At 61.6% G+C, this 22,398-nt stretch carries 18 protein-coding genes; 6 read left to right on the top strand and 12 right to left on the bottom strand.

The window, feature by feature from the left end; translation table 11 throughout:
- The first annotated feature begins 61 nt into the window (after positions 1-61).
- The 5 genes from CXY74_RS03705 to CXY74_RS03685 all read left to right on the top strand — a co-directional run bounded on the left by CXY74_RS03705 (position 62) and on the right by CXY74_RS03685 (position 6,636).
- Entirely contained in the window at positions 62-805 is a 744-nt protein-coding gene (locus tag CXY74_RS03705; protein ID WP_104199186.1) for a TetR/AcrR family transcriptional regulator, read from the top strand.
- A 74-nt stretch (positions 806-879) separates the two neighbouring features.
- The gene (locus CXY74_RS03700; protein WP_104199185.1) at positions 880-2,061 is read left to right on the top strand and encodes an acyl-CoA dehydrogenase family protein; all 1,182 of its coding nucleotides are present in this window, start codon (positions 880-882) and stop codon (positions 2,059-2,061) included.
- 66 nt (positions 2,062-2,127) lie between these two features.
- Entirely contained in the window at positions 2,128-2,310 is a 183-nt protein-coding gene (locus tag CXY74_RS03695; RefSeq protein WP_104199184.1) for a hypothetical protein, read from the top strand.
- Positions 2,311-2,457: 147 nt separating this feature from the next.
- Complete coding sequence (locus CXY74_RS03690; protein ID WP_158252293.1) at positions 2,458-4,986, top strand: excinuclease ABC subunit UvrA; 2,529 nt, start codon at positions 2,458-2,460, stop codon at positions 4,984-4,986.
- A 198-nt stretch (positions 4,987-5,184) separates the two neighbouring features.
- Complete coding sequence (locus CXY74_RS03685; RefSeq protein ID WP_104199182.1) at positions 5,185-6,636, top strand: MDR family MFS transporter; 1,452 nt, start codon at positions 5,185-5,187, stop codon at positions 6,634-6,636.
- A gap of 31 nt (positions 6,637-6,667) precedes the next feature.
- On the opposite strand, the gene CXY74_RS03680 is transcribed toward CXY74_RS03685, so the two are convergent.
- Positions 6,668-7,303, bottom strand: coding sequence for a hypothetical protein (locus CXY74_RS03680; RefSeq protein WP_104199181.1), 636 nt, complete (start codon positions 7,301-7,303; stop codon positions 6,668-6,670).
- 203 nt (positions 7,304-7,506) lie between these two features.
- Here CXY74_RS03680 and CXY74_RS03675 point away from each other — a divergent pair, with 203 nt between their 5' ends.
- Positions 7,507-8,274, top strand: a complete 768-nt coding sequence (locus tag CXY74_RS03675) for an EI24 domain-containing protein (protein ID WP_199183135.1) — start codon at positions 7,507-7,509, stop codon at positions 8,272-8,274.
- Here CXY74_RS03675 and CXY74_RS03670 read toward each other — a convergent pair.
- From CXY74_RS03670 to CXY74_RS03620, 11 genes are all read right to left on the bottom strand, one after another.
- Positions 8,271-9,215 (bottom strand): cytochrome b/b6 domain-containing protein, encoded by a 945-nt coding sequence (locus CXY74_RS03670; RefSeq protein WP_104199274.1) that lies wholly within the window; start codon positions 9,213-9,215, stop codon positions 8,271-8,273. The genes CXY74_RS03675 and CXY74_RS03670 overlap by 4 nt on opposite strands.
- A 320-nt stretch (positions 9,216-9,535) precedes the next feature.
- Complete coding sequence (locus tag CXY74_RS03665) at positions 9,536-10,603, bottom strand: SIS domain-containing protein (protein ID WP_104199180.1); 1,068 nt, start codon at positions 10,601-10,603, stop codon at positions 9,536-9,538.
- An 8-nt stretch (positions 10,604-10,611) separates the two neighbouring features.
- Positions 10,612-11,460, bottom strand: coding sequence for a carbohydrate ABC transporter permease (locus tag CXY74_RS03660; protein WP_104199179.1), 849 nt, complete (start codon positions 11,458-11,460; stop codon positions 10,612-10,614).
- A complete protein-coding gene (locus CXY74_RS03655) occupies positions 11,457-12,416 on the bottom strand; it encodes a carbohydrate ABC transporter permease (protein ID WP_104199273.1) in 960 nt (319 codons plus the stop codon). Before CXY74_RS03655 ends, CXY74_RS03660 begins: the two co-directional genes overlap by 4 nt.
- Positions 12,417-12,421: 5 nt before the next feature.
- The gene (locus CXY74_RS03650; RefSeq protein WP_104199178.1) at positions 12,422-13,726 is read right to left on the bottom strand and encodes an extracellular solute-binding protein; all 1,305 of its coding nucleotides are present in this window, start codon (positions 13,724-13,726) and stop codon (positions 12,422-12,424) included.
- On the bottom strand, positions 13,723-14,655 hold the full coding sequence (locus CXY74_RS03645; protein WP_104199177.1) for an N-acetylglucosamine kinase: 933 nt from the start codon (positions 14,653-14,655) through the stop codon (positions 13,723-13,725). The genes CXY74_RS03650 and CXY74_RS03645 overlap by 4 nt, the downstream gene beginning before the upstream one ends.
- A 215-nt stretch (positions 14,656-14,870) precedes the next feature.
- Entirely contained in the window at positions 14,871-16,064 is a 1,194-nt protein-coding gene (locus CXY74_RS03640; RefSeq protein WP_233193194.1) for an ROK family transcriptional regulator, read from the bottom strand.
- 553 nt (positions 16,065-16,617) lie between these two features.
- Entirely contained in the window at positions 16,618-17,583 is a 966-nt protein-coding gene (speB, locus tag CXY74_RS03635; protein ID WP_104199176.1) for an agmatinase, read from the bottom strand.
- 217 nt (positions 17,584-17,800) lie between these two features.
- Positions 17,801-19,126, bottom strand: a complete 1,326-nt coding sequence (locus CXY74_RS03630; protein WP_104199175.1) for an MFS transporter — start codon at positions 19,124-19,126, stop codon at positions 17,801-17,803.
- A gap of 867 nt (positions 19,127-19,993) precedes the next feature.
- Positions 19,994-20,290 (bottom strand): hypothetical protein, encoded by a 297-nt coding sequence (locus CXY74_RS03625; RefSeq protein ID WP_104199174.1) that lies wholly within the window; start codon positions 20,288-20,290, stop codon positions 19,994-19,996.
- 530 nt (positions 20,291-20,820) lie between these two features.
- Positions 20,821-22,356 (bottom strand): amidohydrolase family protein, encoded by a 1,536-nt coding sequence (locus CXY74_RS03620; protein ID WP_233193193.1) that lies wholly within the window; start codon positions 22,354-22,356, stop codon positions 20,821-20,823.
- Between the last annotated feature and the right edge of the window lie 42 nt (positions 22,357-22,398).

The following is a 22,398-nucleotide window of genomic DNA, read 5'->3' as shown; positions in this document are numbered from 1 at the left end:
CCTTGGCCAGTCGGCCGTTCCTCGATTCCTTCCGCTGATTCCGTGCTAATTTCGCCAGACCATGTCTGATCCGTCTGCAGTCTCCGCGCGACCCGATTTCACCCTCCCGCTGGCTGCTCGGCAGGCGGAGGCCCGCAGCCGCGTCGACGTCGCTGACATCGCCGTTCGCCTGTTTCAGGCCCAGGGCTACGAAGCCACGAGCACCGCCCAGATCGCCGCCGCTGCGGGGGTGTCCCGCAGCACCTTTTTTCGTCAATTCAGGTCGAAGGACGACGTGATCTTCGCCGACCACGATGAATTGCTCGAGCAGATCACCGACTATTTCACCGCCAGGCACGATGATCCGTGGCTGGCCGTGTGCGAAGCGGCCACACTCGTGTTCGCACGGTTTCAGGAGCGCCTCGAGATCGTGCGGGTGCGAGATCTGGTCGTGCGCCAGACATCCGTTCTTCGTGACCGCGAAACGGTGATGGTCTCGCGCTACGAAAAGACCTTTGCGGCATACCTGCGGCTTCAGCTGCCCGGGGTCGACCCGGTTCTTGCGATTCAGTTCGCCGCGGCCGTGACGGCCACACACAACTATGCGCTTCGCCGCATGATCCGCGCCACCAAATCGACCGAGCTGCTCGATTCGGCAGGCCTGGCGGCCCAGCTGCACGCGGTGCGCCAGCGGTTTGCTCCTACCGGTGCGCACCGTGCATCCGCGCCCGCCAGCGAGTTGCTGGTGGCGGTGTTTCCCGCCTCGACCCTGCCCGCAGATGTAGCTCGGGCGATCGAGAACCGGCACCGCTCCGCAGCAAGCTGACACCTTGTGTCACTTGACCTGAGACTCAGTGTCAGATAGAACTGATACCACCCACGCTACCGCGAAAGGCACTGATGCCCGATTACGATGTCTCGGCCCCGCTCGACACCGATTACTACGGCGTTTTTGCCGATGTGCCCGAAACTGATCGAGCGTTCTGGAGCCGGGCACGTACTTTTGCAGTGGAGACCCTCGACGAGCTGAGCGAAGCCTGGGACAAAGCGGAGTACCCGCTGCACCTGGCTCGCCGGTTGGGCGAACTCGACCTACTCACCGACGGCGTCGAGGGGCCAGGGCTCACCCCTATGTCACCGCTCGCCGCCGGCCTGGTGAACATGGAGATCTCCCGCGGTGACGGTTCAATGGGCACCGTCGTCGCCGTGCAGGGCGGACTCGCCCTGCGCAGCATCGCCATGTTCGGCAGCGATGAGCAGAAAGCCACCTGGCTGGTGCCGCTAGCCCGCGCCGAGAAACTCGGCGCCTTCGCCCTGACCGAACCCGATCACGGCTCGGATTCGGTGGGCCTCGAGACCACCGCCCATCGCGACGGCGACGAATGGGTCATCAACGGCGAGAAAAAGTGGATCGGCAACGGCTCGGTCGGCGACCTGACCGTAGTCTGGGCACGCGACGACGACGACAACGTGCGCGGCTTTTTGGTGGACCAGTCCCTGCCGGGGTACCACGGCGAGACAATGCTGGGCAAGGGCTCCCTGCGCGCGGTTCATCAGGCCCGCATCACGTTGACGGACGTACGGATTCCGCTCGATGCTGTACTACCCGGCACCCACACGTTCAAAGACACGGCCGCCATTCTGTTCGCCACCCGGCTCGGTGTGGCCTGGTCGGCACTTGGACACGCCACCGCGGTCTTCGAAGCTGCCCTCAACTACGCGCAGCAACGTGTGCAGTTCGGCAAGCCGATCGCCGGTTTTCAGATCGTGCAGGAACGCCTCACCCTCATGCTTTCTGAGCTCACGTCGATGCAGTTGCACTGCATGCGCCTGGCCGAACTCGACGCGGCCGGAACCCTGAGGCCCATCCAAGCCAGCCTCGCCAAATTTCACAACACCCGCGCGGCCCGTTCTCTCGCCTCTCTCGCCCGCGACATGCTCGGCGGCAACGGAATCCTGCTCGAAAACCACGTCATTCGACACCTGGCCGATATCGAATCCATCCACACTTACGAGGGCACAGAGAGTATCCAGTCTCTGCTCATCGGTCGCGATCTGACTGGGTTCAGCGCCTTCCACTAGATTCGACGTGTTTTCGCTATACCCGACACGCTTTCAGAGAAATTTCTTTGGACAGAGCAGTCCCAGGTGACTGAAACGACGAACATACCGACCGGCTCACCCAACAACTCACCGCTGACGCCGAAGTGGTTTTCAGAGCACAGCGCCGAAATATTCTCGTATAAGAATACGATCGTCTATGGCGCTCGTCGCTACATCTACCGCGAGTTCGCGCAGGCAGCCGAGGAGCTGCTTCCCGCCATTCGTTGACGCATCACGCCGGGCCCCTTTTGCAAGTTTGTGGCACGGCGCCTGACGCACTCCGTCTGTAGGACGACAGGCGGGACGAGAACCTGACCTGAATTCGATTCTCCGATACCCAAGCGGCGCAGCACCGAACGAACTACTGTTACTTGGATGCTGATGGAAGAGACGAATGATCCCGCTCCAGCCGCCCGGCCCGGAAATGCTTTCGTGCGCGTGCGCGGGGCCCGCGAGAACAACCTGCGCAATGTGAACGTCGACGTACCGCGGGACGCCATCGTGGCTTTCACCGGGGTCTCGGGTTCGGGCAAGTCCTCGCTCGCCTTTGGCACCATTTTCGCGGAGGCGCAGCGCCGTTTCTTCGAGTCGGTCGCGCCATACGCACGGCGGTTGATTCAACAGGGGCACACCCCGCACGTCGACGAGATCACCGGGCTGCCACCGGCCGTTGCCCTGCAGCAACGCCGCGGAACGCCGAGTTCGCGCTCGAGCGTCGGCACAGTCACGACGCTCTCCAATTCCCTGCGCATGATGTATTCTCGTGCCGGCATATACCCGGCGGATGCAGACGGTCGCCTCGAATCCGACTCGTTCTCACCCAATACAGCCATGGGAGCCTGCCCGCGGTGCCACGGCCTGGGTATGGCCCACACCGTCAGCGAGGAGTCGATGGTGCTTGATGCCACGCTGAGTATTCGCGAGGGCGCAATCACTGCCTGGCCAGGCGCCTGGCAGGGCAAGAACCTGCGTGACATCGTCGCCGTGCTCGGCTACGACATCGATGTGCCGTGGCAGGAACTGTCCCGCGCCGACCGGGACTGGATTCTGTTCACTGAAGAGCAGCCGGTAGTCGAGGTGGTACCGCAGCGCGATCGCATCGCCAAGCCCTATCAGGGCCGATTCTGGAGTGCGAAGAGCTTCGTGCTGCACACGCTCGCCGACAGCAAAAGCCCAAACGTACGGCAACGTGTGTTGCGCTTCGTCGACACCGGCCCCTGCCCGGTCTGCGGCGGCAGCGGGCTGAAGCCCGACGCTCTCGCCGTGACAGTGGCCGGGCACTCCATTGCCGTTCTGAACGCCCTGCCAATGACTGCCCTCGCCGACGTTCTGCGGCCGATCGTAGCGGGTGGCACGGCGTCGGAGGTGGCCATGACCCTGGCCAGCGACCTGCTGCGCCGCATCGACGTGCTGCTCGAGCTCGGTCTTGGCTACTTGGCCCTCGGCCGTTCGACCCCCACGCTCTCTCCGGGAGAGATGCAGCGGCTGCGCATCGCCACACAACTGCGCTCGGGGCTGTTCGGCGTCATCTACGTGCTCGATGAGCCCTCCGCCGGCTTGCACCCGGCCGACGCGGAGCCCCTGCTTCTCGTGCTCGAACAGCTCAAGCTGTCGGGCAACTCGGTCTTCGTCGTCGAACACAATATGGACGTGGTCAGCCGCGCCGACTGGGTCGTCGACGTGGGACCACGGGCCGGTGAAGGTGGCGGCGACGTGCTCTATAGCGGGCCGACCGCTGGCCTGGCCGAGGTGGAGACTTCTGTGACGCGGCGGTACCTGTTTGCGGACCACCGCAATCTGGCGCCGCGAGGAAAGTTGCGGCATCCGCTGGGGTGGCTGGGCCTGACCAATATCACCCGGCACAATCTGCGAGGGCTGGACGCGCAAATTCCGCTCGGGGTACTCACTGCCGTTACCGGCGTTTCGGGGTCAGGCAAGTCGACCCTGGTCAGCCACGTGCTCGCCGAGGCCGTGGGCCTGCATTTGCATCCGGCTCTCGACGATGAGCCCGCGCTCGACCTCGGCGACCCGGATGCCGCTGGAGAAGCCGCAGCAGAAGCGGCTGCTGATGCGGCGTCCGGCGAGCGAATTTCCATCGCTCAGGTCACCGGACTGGAGACCATCGACCGTTTGGTCCAGGTCGATCAAAAGCCGATCGGGCGCACACCGCGCTCAAACCTCGCCACCTACACCGGGCTGTTCGATGCCGTTCGGGCAACCTTTGCAGCCACGGACGAAGCACGTCAGCGCGGTTTCAACGCCGGTCGATTTTCCTTCAATGTCGCTGGCGGTCGCTGTGAAACCTGCCTCGGTGAGGGCTTCGTAGCCGTCGGGTTGCTGTTTCTACCGGGAAGCTACGCCCCCTGCCCCACCTGCGGCGGGTCACGCTACAACCTCGAAACCCTCCAGGTTACCTACCATGGCAAGAACGTCGCCGAGGTGCTCGGCCTCACAGTGGATGCCGCGCTGGTCTTCCTCGCCGACGTCGCCGTCGCCGCGCGCAGCCTCGAGACCCTGCGCGAGGTAGGACTGGGCTATCTGCGTCTCGGCCAACCGGCCACCGAGCTTTCCGGCGGCGAGGCGCAGCGCATCAAGCTTGCGACCGAACTGCAACGCGCACGGCGCGGCCACACGCTCTACCTGCTCGACGAGCCGACAACCGGGCTGCATCCGGCCGACGTGGAATTGCTCATGCAGCAGCTCGGGCGCCTGGTCGACGCAGGCAACACCGTCGTCGTGGTCGAACACGAGATGGACGTGATCGCCGCCGCCGACTGGGTGATCGACCTCGGCCCCTCCGGTGGTGACCAGGGCGGCCGCATCATCTCCGCCGGCACTCCGGCGACGGTAGCGGCCCATCCCACCAGCCGCACCGCCCCCTACCTGGCCCGCCGCCTCGCCTGACATCTCCACACCTCATTGGTTTTCCCGAGGCTAATTCCGATGAATAGTGCCTGAACGAGCGGCGAACGGTCAATTCTGGTGCGGCGGAATAATTCACACCCGGCAAAACGCTGCACCTGGAGGCGCCCACAGCGTGCCATCGCGGGGGCTCACGAGGCGGGCGATCCGCTCATTTTCGCACGACCGTCAGGATCAGTTATGACCACAACAGCAAGCGCGCCCACCACCAAGGCCGACGTGCACCCGGACGCCAAGCGCACCCAGCTGGTGATCCGGCTTCTGTTGGTCTCGGCCTTCGTTGTAATTTTGAACGAGACCATCATGGGCGTGGCGCTACCGCACCTCATGGACGACCTCAACATCACGGCGATCGCGGCGCAGTGGCTGACCACAGCATTCATGCTCACGATGGCCGTCGTTATTCCGATCACCGGTTTTCTGATTCAGCGCTTCAACACGCGGCCGATCTTCATCGCCGCGATGACTCTGTTCAGCACCGGCACCCTGATCGCCGCTGTCGCGCCCGGCTTTGAGGTGCTTCTGGTTGGTCGCATCGTGCAGGCTACCGGAACGGCCATCATGATGCCGCTGCTCATGACCACCGTCATGACGCTCGTCGCACCCGCTTCCCGCGGCAAGACCATGGGAAACATCTCCATCGTCATCTCGGTTGCCCCAGCCATCGGCCCCACCATCTCCGGCATCATCCTGAGCCTGCTGGACTGGCGCTGGATGTTCCTTATCGTGCTGCCGATCGCTGTCGGCGCGCTCATTCTCGGTGCCTCGCGCATGCAGAACGTGACAACGCCGCGCACGGTTCCCCTCGACGTGCTCTCCGTCATCCTCTCGGCCTTCGGCTTTGGCGGCTTCGTCTACGGACTCAGCAACCTCGGCGCTGCTTCTTCGGCCGGATGGCTGCCGCTTGGCATCGGCCTGTTCGCCCTGATCGTTTTCGTGTTGCGCCAACTCCAGTTGCAGCGCACCGATCGGGCCCTCCTCGATCTGCGCGTGTTCACCGCGCGCACGTTCACCCTCTCGATCTCGATGCTCGGCATCAGCATGATCGCCCTGTTCGGCACCATCATTCTGCTGCCGCTCTACATGCAGAACGTGCTCGGCCTGACCGCACTCTCCACCGGGCTGTTGCTGCTTCCGGGAGGGCTGACCATGGGGCTGCTCGCGCCGTTCGTCGGCCGCATCTACGACCGCCGCGGCCCGACCGTTCTGCTCGTTCCCGGGTCGATCATCGTCAGCGGCGCCTTCTGGGCGATGACCATGATGGGCCAGACCACACAACCGTGGATGCTCATGGTCAGCCACATCGGCATGAGCATCGGCCTGTCGCTGCTGTTTACGCCGCTTTTCACGTCGGGCCTCGGATCGCTCCCGCCAAACCTGTATTCCCACGGCAGCGCCGTTGTCGGCACCATCCAGCAGCTGGCCGGCGCCGTCGGCACCGCACTGTTCATCGCCGTGATGACCTCACGGTCGGCCGCTCTCATGACCCAGGGTGCTTCCGAGGTCTCGGCGACGGCATCCGGTATTCACGATGCGTTCCTGTGCGGCGCGATCATCTCGCTGTTCGCGATTCCAGCGGCGTTTTTGGTACGGCGTCCACCGATCGGTGCGCCGGCACCCCTCGGGCACTAGCTCGCGCACCTGCACGGCACAGCACGCCGGTTCAGCGGATGCGCTGGGCCAGCGCCGCGGGATGGTCCTCCGGCAGGCCGTGCCGCCGTCCGCTCTGTAACAGCGCCACGTTCTTCGTCTCCCAGTCGCCCAGCGCTTGGCGCAGGGGGTCAATCGCGGCGCTCTCGGCGCAGCTGCCGGCCGTGCGCCCGCAGGAACACTTCTGCATTGCTGAGTCGTGGTGCAGCGTTTCGATGCGCCAGATGCCGGCCATGGCCCAATCGATCTGGCGCCGGGCCAGGGCGGTGTTGCGTTCAGCCCGCTTGACCAGGTCGTTCTGCAGCAGACCGCGCACCCCGTCGATGCCGGCCGTGAACTGGCCCGCCACAACGGCGCTGAGCTCAGCGACCTGATCGCGCAGTGCAGTCAGATCGACGTCGCGGGCGACGAGCAGGGCATCCGTTTCGGTGACGTAGCCGGCGTGGCCGGTCTCGGACGCCGCCCACCGAGCGGCCCACAACCGCACGTGCTCGAGATCGCGACGTTCTGATTTCTCGGCCCCCAGGTGGTGGACGCACAGCGCGCAGACCACCTGGTCACTCAGCGAGGTGAAGTGAAAGAGCTGCGGCGCGAGGCAGCACAGGCACGGCACCTCGAGGTCGACATGCAGCCGATGCGCGTGCGTCACGACTGCCCCCTTTCACTGTTGTTCCCTCGAGAATACCGGGTACAGGGCACGGAACCGAGGCACGCACCGGAACATCGAATCGCTACGGTCGCTCCGTCCCGCCGCCGGCTCGCCGCGTGGGCCGCCGAAATCACCGACACCCCGGGGCGAAACGGGCGGTTCACGGCAGCCCGGCCCGGCAGACCTCGCGCTAGGGTTTTAGGGTGCCGCCTTCGACGAGTCCCAGCGCCTCACGCGAGTTCTTCGCCGGGGCCGGTTTTCTCGGTCGCGGCCTCAAACTGTGGGTCACGTCACCACGCCTCATGCTGCTCGGCGCACTTCCGGCGTTCATCGTCGGCATTGCTTACCTCGCCGGCATCGTGGTGCTGCTCATCAACCTCGAAGCCATCGCCGTGGCCATCAGTCCGTTCGCAAGCAGCTGGGGGGAGCCGTGGCGCACGGGTATGCGGGTCGTAGCCGCCGCGGCGGTCACGGCCGCCGGCATCCTCTTGTTGGCGTACACGTTCGTGGCCGTGACCCTCGTCGTCGGCGACCCGTTCTACGAGCGCATCTGGCGCGCGGTCGAAACCAACCTCGGCGACGCGCCGGTCGAAACCCCGCGCGGCCTACTGCGTTCCGTGGTCGACGCCCTGAAACTGGTCGGCCTCGCCGTTCTGGGCGCTCTCGTACTGCTGCTCTGCGGCCTCATCCCCGGACTCGGCCAACTGCTCGCGCTCGTTCTCGGGGCGCTGTTTGGCGGCTGGATCCTCTGTCTCGAACTCACCGGTTTCGCCTTCGATGCGCGCGGTTTCACCTTGAAACAACGACGACGGATGCTTCGCGCCCGCCGCCCCCGCAGCCTCGGTTTTGGGGTGCTCACCTACCTGTTGTTCCTGATTCCCGGCGCGGCCGTCATCGTGATGCCCGCAGCGGCGGCCGGCGCGGCCATGCTCAGCCGGGACCTGCTCGCGTCGAAACGTGCCGCGGGTTAGCGCTTCCGGTGAATGATGCGGCCGCTGCGAGCCGCGATTGCACGCACGACCGCCGGACGCGCGCCCACCCAAATTCCGGCCGTGACCAGCAGGGCGGCAACGACGATCCAGACGCCGGTCCATCCGTCATCATTGCGCGCGGCATACATGTGGTTGAGGTTTGCGCGGGCACCGGTCGTGAGTACGAGCGTCACGTGAATGGCAATGAACGCCACGAAGAAGATCAGCACCGCAAAGTGCAGTTTGCGCGCAACGGGCAAGGGAAAGACGCGATCCAGGCGGCGAAACCGGGCGGACAGGCCCGGTGACATGCGCAGGCCGGTCACGAGCGCGATCGGCGCCGCAAGGAACACCACGACGAAGTAGCTGAGCAGCTGGAGGGCGTTGTAGTACACCCAGCCGGTGCCGGTCGGCCAATTGAGCGAGGCATACTGCAGGCCGGCCGACACCGCGTTGGGGAAGACGTCCCAGTTGGTGGGCACCAGGCGCAGCCATTGACCGGTCGCAAACAGCAGAACATAGAAGACTATGCCGTTGACAGCCCAGAGGGTGTCGAAGACGATGTGCTGCCAGAGGTTGAGGGTGATTCGAATCGGGGGATTCTTCGTGCGGAACAACCCGGTGTTCGTACGCGTCCAAAAAATGGACGGACGTTTCGTCGTACGCACCTGCCAGCCGGTACGAATGACGAACAGAATGAAGAAGGCATTGAGACCGTGTTGCCAGGCCAGCCAGGCCGGTATTCCCACCGGGGTGGCGGCGAGGTGCGTCGAGACTCCAGGGTAGCTACGCAGAAACGATTCGACTTGCGGAAGGCCCCGAATCCCATTTGCCGCGAGCACAACGAGTGCCAGAGTGACGAGCACGGCAGGCACAACCCAGGCGAGCCAAAACCACCGGTTCGGCCGAACCAGGCTCAGCCGAGAGGCACCCGTCGTCATGGTGATCCGTTCCGCGCTCGGGCGGATTCCCACAGCGTCCCCGTAAGGTTACTGGCCAGTCTGCCTCCGGTGTCGATCACTGACGCGGTAGGTCATATTGTCGGCGACGAGGGCTCTTTGCATGCGGACCGCCTGGTTCCTTAACGACTCAGGGCCTCCGATTTCTCGAAGGCCCTGACTGTTCGCATGGATTGTGCAGCTATCCGCACCCATCCGCTGTGGGTGTTTCAGCTTATTTGGGAGGCCTTGTTACGACTGGGGACTTTCCGGTCTTCATCTGGGCCGTTCCAGGCTAGGGACGAAATCGTTCCAATCGCCTACTACCCGTGAGGCACTGTCTTGTCGTCGGCGCTTGCCCAGCCAGCAATCGGGATCTTGGTATCCGGCTGTTCATATATGAACTTTTCAATTGCAAACGGTTTGTGCACGATCGCTTCCGCGAGTAGCAGCTGGGCGAAGACGACTTCAATAATGGGGCGTACAAACCCAGTCAAGTTGCTGCTCAAACGAACTATCGTGAGGTTCGGGTGCCCCTCGTTCGGCACCTCATGTGCTGTCGTAATAACGACGACGTGAACGCCGGCATCGAGGATTGAACCAGGGATGGCCAGTTCGCGTTCGTCTCCGAAGATGAGCACGACCGTTCCCGCGGAGGCAGATTCCATCGGTCCGTGAAGGAATTCGTACGTTTCAAAAGATCCCGTGGGAATTCGCAAGCCCTCGCGAATCATGAGCGCGGTCTCTAGGGCCGACGCAAACGAAGTGCCCTGGCCGATCACGTCAATGGCGGTCGCTTCGGCCACCAGGCTCGAGATGGCTCGGGCCACGGGTGCCAGTTCCAAGAGCGCGTCCTTAACGATCTCAGGAATGCGCGGCACGTTGGGGTCGGCGGGGAGTACCCCGACCTTTTCGAAGAGTAATGCATACGCCATGAGCGTCGCTGTGTAACCAGCGGTGTACACCGGGGAGTCCTCGAAGCCGCCAAGGCCGAGCGCCACGTCGATGACCTCGGCAATTTGAGCCTTGGGAAAGTTGCTGATTCCGACTCGTGATCCCGGTGTCAGACGGCGAGCCGCTTCGATCGTTTCGGGGCTTCGCCCAGACTCCGACACGATGATGTAGTGCTCTGCCGGCTGAAAGCCAACCGCCCCCCGGAGCACGTCTGAAGCTGTCAAACTCACCGCACGGTAACCAGCCTGGGACAGGAGCGACACGACTGCCTGACCGGAATGGCCGGAAGCACCCATCGCGATCACCGCTATGGTTTCGTCCGCGTGCCAACGGGACAGGTTGCCCTGTTCTAGGTCGGCGATGAGAGTGTCATACGCGAGTTGCAGGGTTGTGGGTTGCTTCATCATTGCGTCGACGAATGGTGCTTTGCCTGACATGCAGTTTCCTATCCTTTGACGGCGCCGGAGGCCATGCCACTGACGATATAACGCTGAAAAATCACGGCCACGATCAGTGGCGGAAGTGCCGCAAGAATGCCGCCCGCTGCGACCAGCCCGAAGTCTGTGGTGTAACGACCGGCGAATTCGCTGAGCGCGACGGGCAGCGTTTTGGCGACATCCGACGACGTGAAGATGAGTGCGTACATGAACTCGTCCCACGCCAGAAGGAAAGCGAACATGATTGCGGCAAACAATCCGGGCTTGGCGGCGGGCAGGACCACCCAGAACAACGCCCCCAGCCGGGTCGTGCCGTCGATCCGCGCAGCTTCTTCCAACTCCTCGGGGATGGTCATGAAGTAGTTGCTCAGCACCCAAAGCACAAAGGGAATTACGATCGCGCAATCCACCAGGATCAGACCCGTCTTCGTGTTCAAGAGGCCTGCGGTGTTGAGGATGAGATACAGCGGAATCAGTAGGGCAATCTGCGGCAGCATGTACGACGCCAGAAATGTCATGAGAATGGCGCGCCGAAAGCGAAACTTCAAGCGGGCGAATGCGTAAGCGCCCAGAATGCCGACGATCATCGAGATTGTGACGGTTCCCACGGCCACAATGATGGAGTTCAACATGGCGGCACGAAACGTTGCCCCGACGCCCTCAGAGCCGCCGGTAAAGATTTGCACGTAACGACTGAGGTCTAATTCGTCTGGAATCCACTGCAGCGGAGTTGTGATGAGGATTCGCTGTGGCGTGATGCTCGCCATGACCATCCAGAGGAACGGGGCAAGAATGACGACTGAGGTGACGATGGCCGCCACATGCACCAGAACAGAATTGCGCTGGGCCCGCTTCACAGGAGACTCATTTCCGACCGGCGAAGCAGTCGAAGATAGATTGCGCTCAGTGCGAGGATGACGATCACGATCACGTAGGACAAGGCCGACCCCACCCCGAAGTTCTGATCTGAGAACGCCGTTGTATAGGCGTAGTAGGCGATGGTCTGGGTTCCGTTGACCGGGCCACCTCTTGTCATGACATAAATGATGTCGAACACTTTGAAGGCTTCAACTGTGCGCAGCACCAGCACAATAGAAATTGACGGGATGAGCATCGGCAACACGATCGATCGAAAGATGCGCGGCCAACTTGCCCGATCGAGCTTTGCCGCTTCATACAGTTCATTCGGGATGGCCGTGAGTCCGGCGAGCAAAAAGAAGGCAACGAGCGGAGTGGATTTCCAGACATCCGCCAGAATCACCATGTTGAGGGCGGTTGTCGGATCGCCCAACCAGGCCTGGTACTGGTCGATGATTCCGAGTTGGCTGAGCATCGCGTTGAGGGGGCCGTACTGGGCGTTGAAAACACCCTTCCACATGGCCGCACTGACGATCGTGGGGATGGCCCATGGGATGACCACGATGGCACGAAACAGCCAGCGGGCACGAAGCTTCGCGTTGAGCAGCCCGGCCAGAAGGAGGCCGAGGCACAACTCCAGTGACGTCGATATCAAAGTGAAATAGAGCGTGCGCCCCATTGACGCCCAAAACGTGCTGTTGGAGAGAACCTCCAGATAGTTATTGAACCCCACGAACGGGGTGTCAGTCGCCAACGCCGAGGTGACCTCGAAAAAGGAGATTAACAGGGTTCGAAGGATCGGGTAAACGATCACCCCGAAAACTGCCACGCCCGCCGGAATGAGTAACCAGAAAGCTAGTCGTGCCTGGTTCTCTCGCTTCGACCGTACCATGCGAACCCGTCGCAACGGTGCGGCCGGAGGGCTTGGGGGTGTTTTGGCGTTGGCGACTGACATGTTCACTAGCCGATGGTCGCGTTAGCGGCCTCGACTGCGTCGTCCATCGCCTGCTGCGGCGTCTTCTTGCCGAGCAGCGCATTCTGGATCTCGACCTGCAGAATCTGCGACACCGAGTTGTAGTTGGCCACCGTCGGGCGCAGGATCATCGTGTCGTACGCGACGCCGGCGGCGGCGAACACCTCAGGGTTTGAAGCGGCGAGGTCAGTCTTGGTGTAGCTCGACTTCCAGTTCGTCATCGAGCTCGTCACATACTGTTCCTGCACGCTTTGGCTGGTCATGTACTCGATGAACTTCCAAGCTGCCGCTTGGTTCGTGGATTGGGCTCCGATTGAGAGCGCCATCGAACCATTCACGCCAGGGTGCTCGCCCGTCGGACCTGCGGGGGTCGGAAGAACGCCGACCTTGCCGACAACGGTCGAGATCGACGCGTCGTTTGAGTCGCGAAAGGTCGACTCCCAGTTGAGTGCCATCGCGGTCTTTCCCGCGGAAAGGGACTTGCTGACGTCATCTTCCAGGAACGTGATGGAAGCGGGATCGGTCAAGCCGTCGTCGATGGTCTTCTTCATCCAGGTGAGTGCTTCTACCCCGGCCGCGTCGTTGACAACGAGCTTGCCATCCGCATCGGTGAAGGCTCCCCCGAAGGCGCCGAGAAGCTGCGCATAATCGCAGATGAGAGCTTCAGCCTGTGACCAGCTCCATGAGAAGGGGTACTCAGCCAGTCCGGCAGCCTTGATCTTGGTGGCCACGGCGAGGGCGCCGTCCCAGGTTGTGAGGTCGGCCTCGGTCGCCCCAACGGCGGCAACCATCTCTTTGTTGAAGTAGAAGAGCTTGGTCGAGGGCCCCCACGGAGCGCCGTAGTACTTCCCCTGATATTCAGCGGACGTGAGTGCCCCGCCCAGCATCTCGTCGGTCCACGTAGCCGGGAATCTGTCCGTAACGTCGGTGATTAGGCCCTTGGAGGCGAAATCGGCGGGCCAGATCACGTCGAGGTGAACGACGTCATAGGTTCCGGCCGGGGCCGAGGTGACGATCTTGTCGTGCAACGCCTCATAGGCTACGAAAGTCGGTTCCACGGTGATGTCCGGGTTCTTGGACTCAAAGTCAGCGATCATGGCATTGACGTTGTCTTCGGAGTAGCCCGCCTGCTTCATGAAGAGGGCGTTGATGGCGCCGGTTCCGTCCCCTTCCTTCGACTCATTCGACGTGCTCGCTCCGGTGAGGCTGCAGCCGCTGAGGAGAAGCGCGCCCAACGAGAGGAGACCGATGCCAACGGTGAGACGGTTAGTGCGTGCGTTCTTGATGATCATGTGTTCCTCCGTGTTTCGCCGAGCTGATTTGTGATTGGGATCTGTAAGGGGTGCATCCGCCGTGCGATCGCAATGGCGCCGGCAACGGGAGCAACCTGAAGCAGGCGCAGGGTCAAGGTGCGGTCAAGATTCGCGATGTGCCGCTCAAGGGCGCCAAACAGGCGTGGCTGGTTCGAGATGACCCCGCCGGCACAGACGATGTCGGTGCCCACGGCGCCTCTCGATCGCACCAGGCCAACCGCCGTGGCGAGTTCCCGCGCCGCTTCATCAACCACGGTTGCCGCCAGGCGGCTTCCCGCATCGGCGGCCGTGAACAGCAAGGGCGCAAGCGCTCCCCAAGTGGTGAGCCGAGAATCGGCGGCAAACTCGTAGGACATCGCAACTTCATCGTCGACGCCGAAATGTTCCATGAGAGCGTGGCTCAGCAGGCCAGGAGCGCAGCCTTCATCGCGTGCCCAGAGCACGGCCCGCACAGCATCGCGCGCCAAGGCCGGGGCGCTTCCCGGGTCGCCCAGAAAGTGACCATATCCCCCCGCCGAGACCACCGCGCCGGTGACATCGTGCGCGACAATCCGAGAGCCGGTTCCGGCGATCACTGCAATTGCCGTGTCGTAGCCCGCTGCCGGGCCAACCAGCTCCACGTCATTGACTGCACGTACCGGACCAGGCCGTTCGCAGGTCAAACGCGCCTCAAACTCAGCGCACTGCCAGGCGCTGTCCAGCCCGTGGGCGCCCAGGGCCAGAGGCGCGGTATCGGACTGAGGAACTGTGGCGAACAACCCGAGAAGTCTCGTGGCGTTGCCCACGTCATCGAGCAAGCCGCCCCGTCGCCAGGAACTCGTGAGCACGGTGGTGTCCAACACGGTTTCACCGTTGGCCTCGACGCGGGTGTGCGTTTTGGTTCCACCGATGTCGATGCCAACGTACATTCTTCCCCCACCCCCGCGTGAAGTGAGCCGATGTGCTGGCCCGTCGACAACTTTCATATCATAGTGATAAGAAGTTGTTTAGAACTTATCCACAACCGCCCTCGCCTGTCAAGCGAATCCTCCCGATAGCACCCGGACTGAAGCCGGCGGCATTATGAGCCCATGCGCAATCGCGCCCCGTCTGGCTCCGGAATGGCAGCAGTGATCGCGAACGGCTAACCCGCCAGGTAGGCAAACCCGTTGACTTCAGCAGCTGCCAGCTCGGCCGCACCGAGAATGACGGAATCTTCCCGTCTGGTCGCCGCCTCCAGCCGCGGAACGCGGATGATTCGCCCGGTGAGTCGTTCCTGGATGCCGGGGATCACACGGTTCGTCACGCCGACCAGTCCGCCGCCGACGACCACCAGTTCCGGGTCAAGAATGATGACGATCGCGGCAATCGCTATTGCCACCATGTCGAGGATCTCCTCGGCGATCTCCCGAGCGGCAACGTTGCCGTCATCGGCAATCCCGAAGATGTCGTCGGCCGTCATCAGGCCCGTGGGAGGTATCGGTATGCCCTTGTCACGTGCTCTTCGGGTGAGCGCGCGTGGGCCGATTCGATCCTCGAGATCGCCCAACTCGGGGTGGGCCTTCGAATGCGTCAGGGACGCTCGATCCATCAGCAGGTATCCGATTTCACCGGCTTCGCCGAGGGCACCCCGGTGCAGCTCACCGTTTGTGATGATTCCGGCGCCAAGGCCATTTTCAAGAAAGAGAGCGACAAGACTTTGCAATCCTCGGCCGGCTCCCCGGTGGAGTTCCCCGAATGCCAACGCGTTGGCATCATTCTCGACGACCACCGGTACTGCTGATCGTTCACGCAACAAGCGCCCCAATGGCACGTCAGACCAGCCGAGCTCCGTTGTGTGCCCGACCGTACCGTGAGGTCCGGAGACAACTCCCGGTACGGCCACACCAACGGCAAGGCATGGAGAACCCATGCTTTTGGAGGTGGCGATCAGATGATCGAAGAGGTCGAGGGTCGACTTGAGATGCGCTTCGCGATCAGCCGGGATCGCCGTTGCGTCATCGGTTGCGTCGCCACCGAGCGGGAACTGCCGTGGCCTGAAGAGCGCTTCGCGACGATAGACGACTTTCCCGTCAAAATCCATGAGGAGCCCCGCGGCGCGGTCCGGATGCAGCTGTATGGCTGCGACCAGCTTCGATCCCCCGGCGTAACTCAACAGAATGGATGGCCGACCACCCGTGGAAGGCTCGTGTCCTGCCGCGCGAACGCTGCCCTCCTCGATCAGCACTGCCGTGAGCCTATTGATCGTCGCGGAACTCAGACCTGTCCGGACTGAGAGTTGCTGCCGGGAAAGTGCGCCTGATTTCCGTAACTCCTCAATGATTGCGGTTTGATTCACTCGTGCAACCGCGCTCGTCACAGCTGTGTTTTTCTTGCGATTGGACACGGAACTCCACTGCTCACTGGTGGGCACTCATATGTGCTGGATCTTTTCTATCACACTGCACTATTTTCTGCGTACTAAGTCGACCCTGAACGCCCGTCGGAGACGAATTTCCGTCGTTTTTTTCCAAGGGGAACGGGCTCGTGCTACACCGATGATTCCGTTCCGCGCCGTGGAAACCGCCGACGTGCACGTCCGCGCCGGCGACGGTCCGAACCCACTGGGCGGCCATATCCTCGTCGCCGGCAGGTAGTGAGCCACCTGGACGCCCCAGAAGTTCATCGCCGCCGCCAATGAATACAGCTACCCGCCCATCCCGAAAAGTGTTGACCGCTCACCACGCACGCTGCTTCGCTGCTGCATGAACACCGAGCCGGTTCAACGGTTCATTCTTTTGATCGGCCCGAGCCGGCCGACTGGCCAGATTCGTGCCAGTTCTTCTCGCCTGCCATTACTCGTGAGCGATCTGATTCCCGGGCGGTCAGACGGTTCTGTTTCCTCGTCACGGCTATTTCGATCGGGATGGACGCGTCTCCTGTTGCTCGGCCATGATGCTGATGAACTCGTAGGCGAGATTTGCCGCTGCCACCGAGGTGATCGCTGCGTGATCATAGGCTGGTGCCACTTCCACGATGTCTGCCGCGACGATCTTGTTGTGCCGAAGACCACGCACGACGGCCAAGAGTTCACGACTGGTCATCCCACCTGCTTCCGGTGTTCCTGTCCCCGGCGCGTGTGCCGGGTCGAGGACGTCGATATCCACGGAGACGTAAAGAGGGGTGTCGCCTACCCGTTCGAGGACACGTTCGAGGATGCCATCCACTCCGATACGGTCGAAATCACGGCAACTGACGATCGTGAAACCCAATTCCTTGTCATCGATGAGGTCTTTTTCATCGTAGAGCGAGCCACGCACGCCAACATGAACCGAGCGGTCCTTGCGAATGAGGCCCTCTTCGGACGCACGACGAAAAGGAGAGCCATGTGTGTACGGCATTTCGAAGTAGGTGTCCCACGTGTCAAGGTGCGCGTCGAAATGGACCAAGGCGAGCGGACCGTGCTCGCGGTGGGCAGCGCGGAGAGCGGGCAAGGCGATCGTGTGGTCACCGCCGAGTGAAACCACGGGGGCTCCGTTTGACATGAGTTCAGCCAGCCCCGCCTCGATTTGTGACAGTGCCTTGGGTATGTCGAACGGGTTGCAGTCAATGTCTCCGGCGTCCACCACCTGTGAATCAGAGAAAGGTCTGTTTTCCAGGGCAGGGTTGTAGGGACGCAGCAGTCGCGATGCTTCCCGGATCGCGGACGGTCCGAATCTCGCTCCGGGCCGAAATGTGACCCCGGCATCGAAGGGGATCCCCACGACTGCGATGTCAAAGTTCTCGACATCCTCGCGTCGAGGGAGTCGGGCGAAGGTGGTCAGCCCGGCGTATCGCGGGGATTCCTGCCCATTTACCTGACCGATGATTTTGTTCATACTAGAAGACTCGATTCGTATGCGGGGCACTGTTCACCCCGGTTGTCGTGACGATGACAGTGTTCAGATCACCGACTGAAGCGTTCATTGGATCGTGAGGGTGCGAACTCGGGGTCCGAGGCGTGCTCCGATTTTCGTGCCGCCCTGTCTTACCGTGGTCGCGGCCAGTGGCGACTCGGTCTCGGGCGGTGAGCCGCTCCTGACCGTGCGGTGCGTGTTATCGCAGCTCTGCCACAGGGGTGCCTGTAACAATGCTGTCCGCTACGGGGAGAGCGACAGTCAGTTTTCTCGTCGCCAACACACAGCCTGCAGCGACACCAGAGAACACCGCGAGGTAGCAGAAGATCAGCCAGGGTGAACCACCAGCGATGCCCAGGAGAGTGGGAAGAACAATCGGTGTCAGCACTCCAGCGGTCAGCGCCGCACCCTGGTAGGCAAATGAAGTGCCGGTGTAGCGCACGTTGACCGGGAAGATAGACGACAGAATGCTCGCCATCGGGCCATAGTTGCATGCCGTGAACAGGGCGGTCATTGACAGCATGACCGTGATGACGAGCATTGAGCCGGTGTGCGACAGCAGGTACAGCGGAACGGCGATCAATGTGATTCCGACCAATCCGACGATGACGACGTATTGGGGTTTCCACTTGTCGCCCAGAAGGCCGGCCAGTGGCATGAACGCCATTTCGAACAGGCCCGCAACGATCAGAGCATTCAGGACAAGCGCCACTGGAACGCCAGCCTGCTCCGTGGCGTAGGCGAGGAAGAACGATGACGTCACGTAGTACCCGCCCGTGGCCACAAGCATGGCACCGATGCCAATGAGGAGTCTCTTGGGCATTTTAGTGAGCACCACGCGAGCCGGCGCCTTTGTGATCTCGCCTTTCACGACTGCGCGCACGAACTCAGGGGACTCGCCGACCTGAAGACGAATGACCAGTCCGATGATGAGCAGGACCGCAGAAGCAACGAAAGGAATTCTCCATGAACCCGCGACCAGGCCATCTCCGATCATCTCTGAAAGGGCGAACATGGCGGCTGAGAGCGTCGCTCCGACGGCTGATCCAAGCTGTACGAACGAACCGAAGAACGTACGACGATTTGCGGGGGCATGCTCGACAGCCAAAAGGGCAGCGCCGCCCCATTCTCCGCCCATGGCAACTCCCTGCAGCAGTCGCAAAGTGATCAGGAGGAGAGGAGCGAGTGGGCCAACTGTCTCGTAGCTCGGCAATAGGCCTATTCCGACGGTGCCGAGCCCCATGAGCATGAGTGTGGCGACCAGCACTGGCTTACGGCCGATCCGGTCACCGAGGTGGCCAAAGATGAATGCACCGATTGGGCGCCCGAGATAACCAAACGATGTCGTTCCGAAAGCAACGATCGTGCCGATAACCGGATCCATATCCGGTGGGAAGAAGACTTGTCTGAAAACCAACGCTGCTGCGGTGGCATAGATGAAGAAGTCGTACCACTCGATGCTCGTGCCGGCGAGTGCGGCGAAAGCAGCTTTGCGAGGCCGTGCATGTGAGGCTTTCGTATTCATGGACCTTGTCCTTACTCGGTTCTTATATCGAAGGCTTGCTTCGTGGAGTTATCCTCTAACGAATCAACATTGATTCATTCGAATATAATGCGAAACAATAGCGTTCCGCCTGCCCAAATTCGACACTAATCCATTTATTGCCAACAGAGCAAAATAATCGACATGCGCTCAGAAAGACTGCATTTAGCTGCAAATCTGAAATATGTTACTTGAGAAATTGTCGCCGACTGGGGCTTCCAATCTCATTTCCCTGCGTCTTTGCTAGTTCAATTCCAATAGAGTTGCAACATTTTCTTTCATGATAAGCGCACGCATTCCGGGCTTTATCGCAAACTCCTGAAAGTCCGTAATCCATTGATCCGCGCACAGCAGCGATTCATTCAACCCCCGCGCACCGAAAGCTTCATCGTGCCCAGCTGCAGGCCCGTTCGCGTGTGAAAGCCTGATACAGGCTGATCGAGGAGCCCGCGTTCTCACTGTCGGCGATGTCGAGCCCAAGGAACCTCCCATCGGTCATCCGGGATCACGCGGATTGTGATGATGGCCGCCTGCGCCGCCGACGAAAATTCCCAATCCGTCGGTCGAGCGGAGCTGAGACCGCAAGAGGACTGCCCTCACCCACCTCCAAGACATAGTGGTGCTCGCCCTGACAACCAGATGCAGCGCCCAGTGCCGGTCCGGCAACAAGACACAGCCTTGACGTACCCGAGGCCGTGGGTGCCGACCAGCCAGCAAAGAGATGGAACGGCCTGGCGGCTGCAGACCCAGCTTCAGCGATCAAATCCGATGAGACCATGACGGCCGCCACACACGCGGTGACGGCCGCCATCAACAAACGGAAGCCAGAGGGGTACCGCCCAGTAGCAGCTACTCGATTATGTCCATGTCCTTTATCTTCAGGCGCCCACCGAAGTAGCCGCCCACCGAGGTGATCAGGGCGACGACGGCGAGGATGGCCGCCGCGGGCCACGAGGCTCCATCCGAGAAGCTGAGCATGGCGAGGGCGAGGAACGGCAGAAACCCACTGAGAGCGCCGGCAATGTTGTAGCCGAGGGCCACGCCGCTGTATCGCAGCCGGGGTGGAAAGAGCTCGGTCAGCAGGGTGCCCGACACCGCATAGGCGGTGGAGAGCAGCGCTATACCGAGCGTGATCGCGAAGATCACGGCTAGGGGGTGGCCGGTGTCGATGAGCCAGAAGATCCGGTAAGGCTGCGACGGCTGTGGCGATGCCGCCCCACATCGTGACTCGTCCGGCACCGAAGCGCTCTGCCACGCGCCCCATCATCAAAATGACGCCGATCTGTACGACTGCCGCGATCAGGGTGGCGTTCACGAGCAGAGCCCGATCCAGTTCCAGAACGCTCACGCCATAAGTGATGGCGAACGTGGTCATTACATGAAACCCGGGACGGTTCACCTATGCCCACCAACGATCACAGAGCGGGCGGGATACGCACGTGGAATCGAAGGCTGGCTTGGACCGCATCACCTCAGTCATTTGAGATCACACCAGAACCTGGAGGGAAGCGTGGCCAGCGAGCTAAATGACGACGCGAGCCCGACGCCATCACTAACCCGCCGAAGGGATTCATGTCCCTGAAAGCTCCTGATTGTCGAGACATGTGGGCGATCAGAAGGTTCCCTGCCACCAGGCTTCGCCATGAGTCCGGAGTGCAGCGCGCCGCCACCGATGTTCAGTGGTCGTGAACGGTTTCGAATATCGCACCATTGGCGCTCTGCTCGGCGACGATGTCACGCACATCGGAAAGCATGTCCCGAGCATTGAAGACAGCACCCGCCTTCATCGTCAAAGTGACACCGCCGACGGCACTCCTACCGCCATCGGCTTCTTCTGCGCTGTGACCGTGCCCGTACAGCACCTTCAAGTTCTTCAGAGGGTTTTCTTGGACGATGAGGAGGTCCGCTCGCTTACCCACTTCTATACTTCCCGTGACGGTGTCGATGCCTGCAATTTTGGCACCACCAAGCGTTGCAATCCCGATGACCTCAAGTGCGGAGACACCTGCTTCACGTAGAAGCTCCAACTCTTCGATGAGGCCAAATCCATACACCTTGTAGATGAAGCCAGAGTCACTGCCTGCGCCAAGGAGTCCGCCCCTGTCATAGAAGTCTCGAATGAAACTCATCCACAATGAGTAGGAGCGACGCCATGAGACTTCCTCCTCGGTTCCCCAATTCTCAAAGAATGAACCATGCTCTCCTGAGTTAGGGGAGAAGAATGCTTTCAGCTCACGGGCCGTATAACGCGGGTGCCACTCCGAGGTCCTAACTCGGGCGGCGTCTCTGGCACCAATGTAGACATTGAATGTAGGGACCAATGCGGTACCGAGGGAAACGAATTCGTCGATCGTATCGTTCCACCGTGCACTACCGGGCGGCGCCGCCGCCTCCCACAAACGCCCAGCTGCGGCGAACCGGTCGGCCTCGTTCACGTAGTTGTAATCGCTCGGGTAGTCCTGCACTCGTCGATCGGTAAACATAGCCTCGGGAATTCCGTACCAATGTTCTACACTCTTGAGTCCCCATCGCGCGGTATCGAGTGCATTCGCGCCGGACACATACTGCTGGGCGTGGTGGCATGCTGTCTGAAGGTTATGGGCCTGGGCTTCCTCAAGCGTTGCTTTCATTACGTTGGGGGCCAGGCCGAAGAGCTTGATACCTTTCGCGCCATGAGCAGCAACGGTTCTGACCCAGGCGCGCGCTTCGTCTGGATCAGAGATCCAATGATCTGCGCCCCACCCAAAATACACATATGGAACGATGTCTGGCGCAGCAATCTCGTATCGGTTGCTGAGCCGGGCCTGTTCCAGTGTGAAGTCAAGGCCGTTGTAGATCGAGCCAAGTTCCCGCACTGTGGTGACCCCATGACCCAGCCATAGCTTGTGCACATATTCGGCACTTGGCACCTGCGCGGGGCCGCCAATATGCGCGTGCGCATCTACGAGGCCAGGCAGGATATAGCAGCCGTCAAGATCCAAGACGGCATCTTCCGGACCGGGCACCAGTCTGACGGGTGACTGGTTCTGCCAGGGTGACGTGCCATATTGCACGATCCGTGTGATCGTGTCCATCTCTATGACAATGTCGGCCGGCCCAAAGGGTGGTCCTCCAGTGCCGTCGATGACTATCACTCCACGGAGGATTAGTCTTTTGTGCGGTTTTCCGGTGGCTACATAGGCCAGCTGGATTTCATCAAGAAACGCGTTCACAGCGGAAGATTCCCTCTTTGGATGTCGCGGTGGGCTGGATGG

It is taken from the genome of Cryobacterium sp. Y29 (assembly GCF_002929825.1).
Taxonomy (GTDB): Bacteria; Actinomycetota; Actinomycetes; order Actinomycetales; family Microbacteriaceae; genus Cryobacterium.
This window is presented reverse-complemented; position numbering and strand designations above follow the sequence as displayed.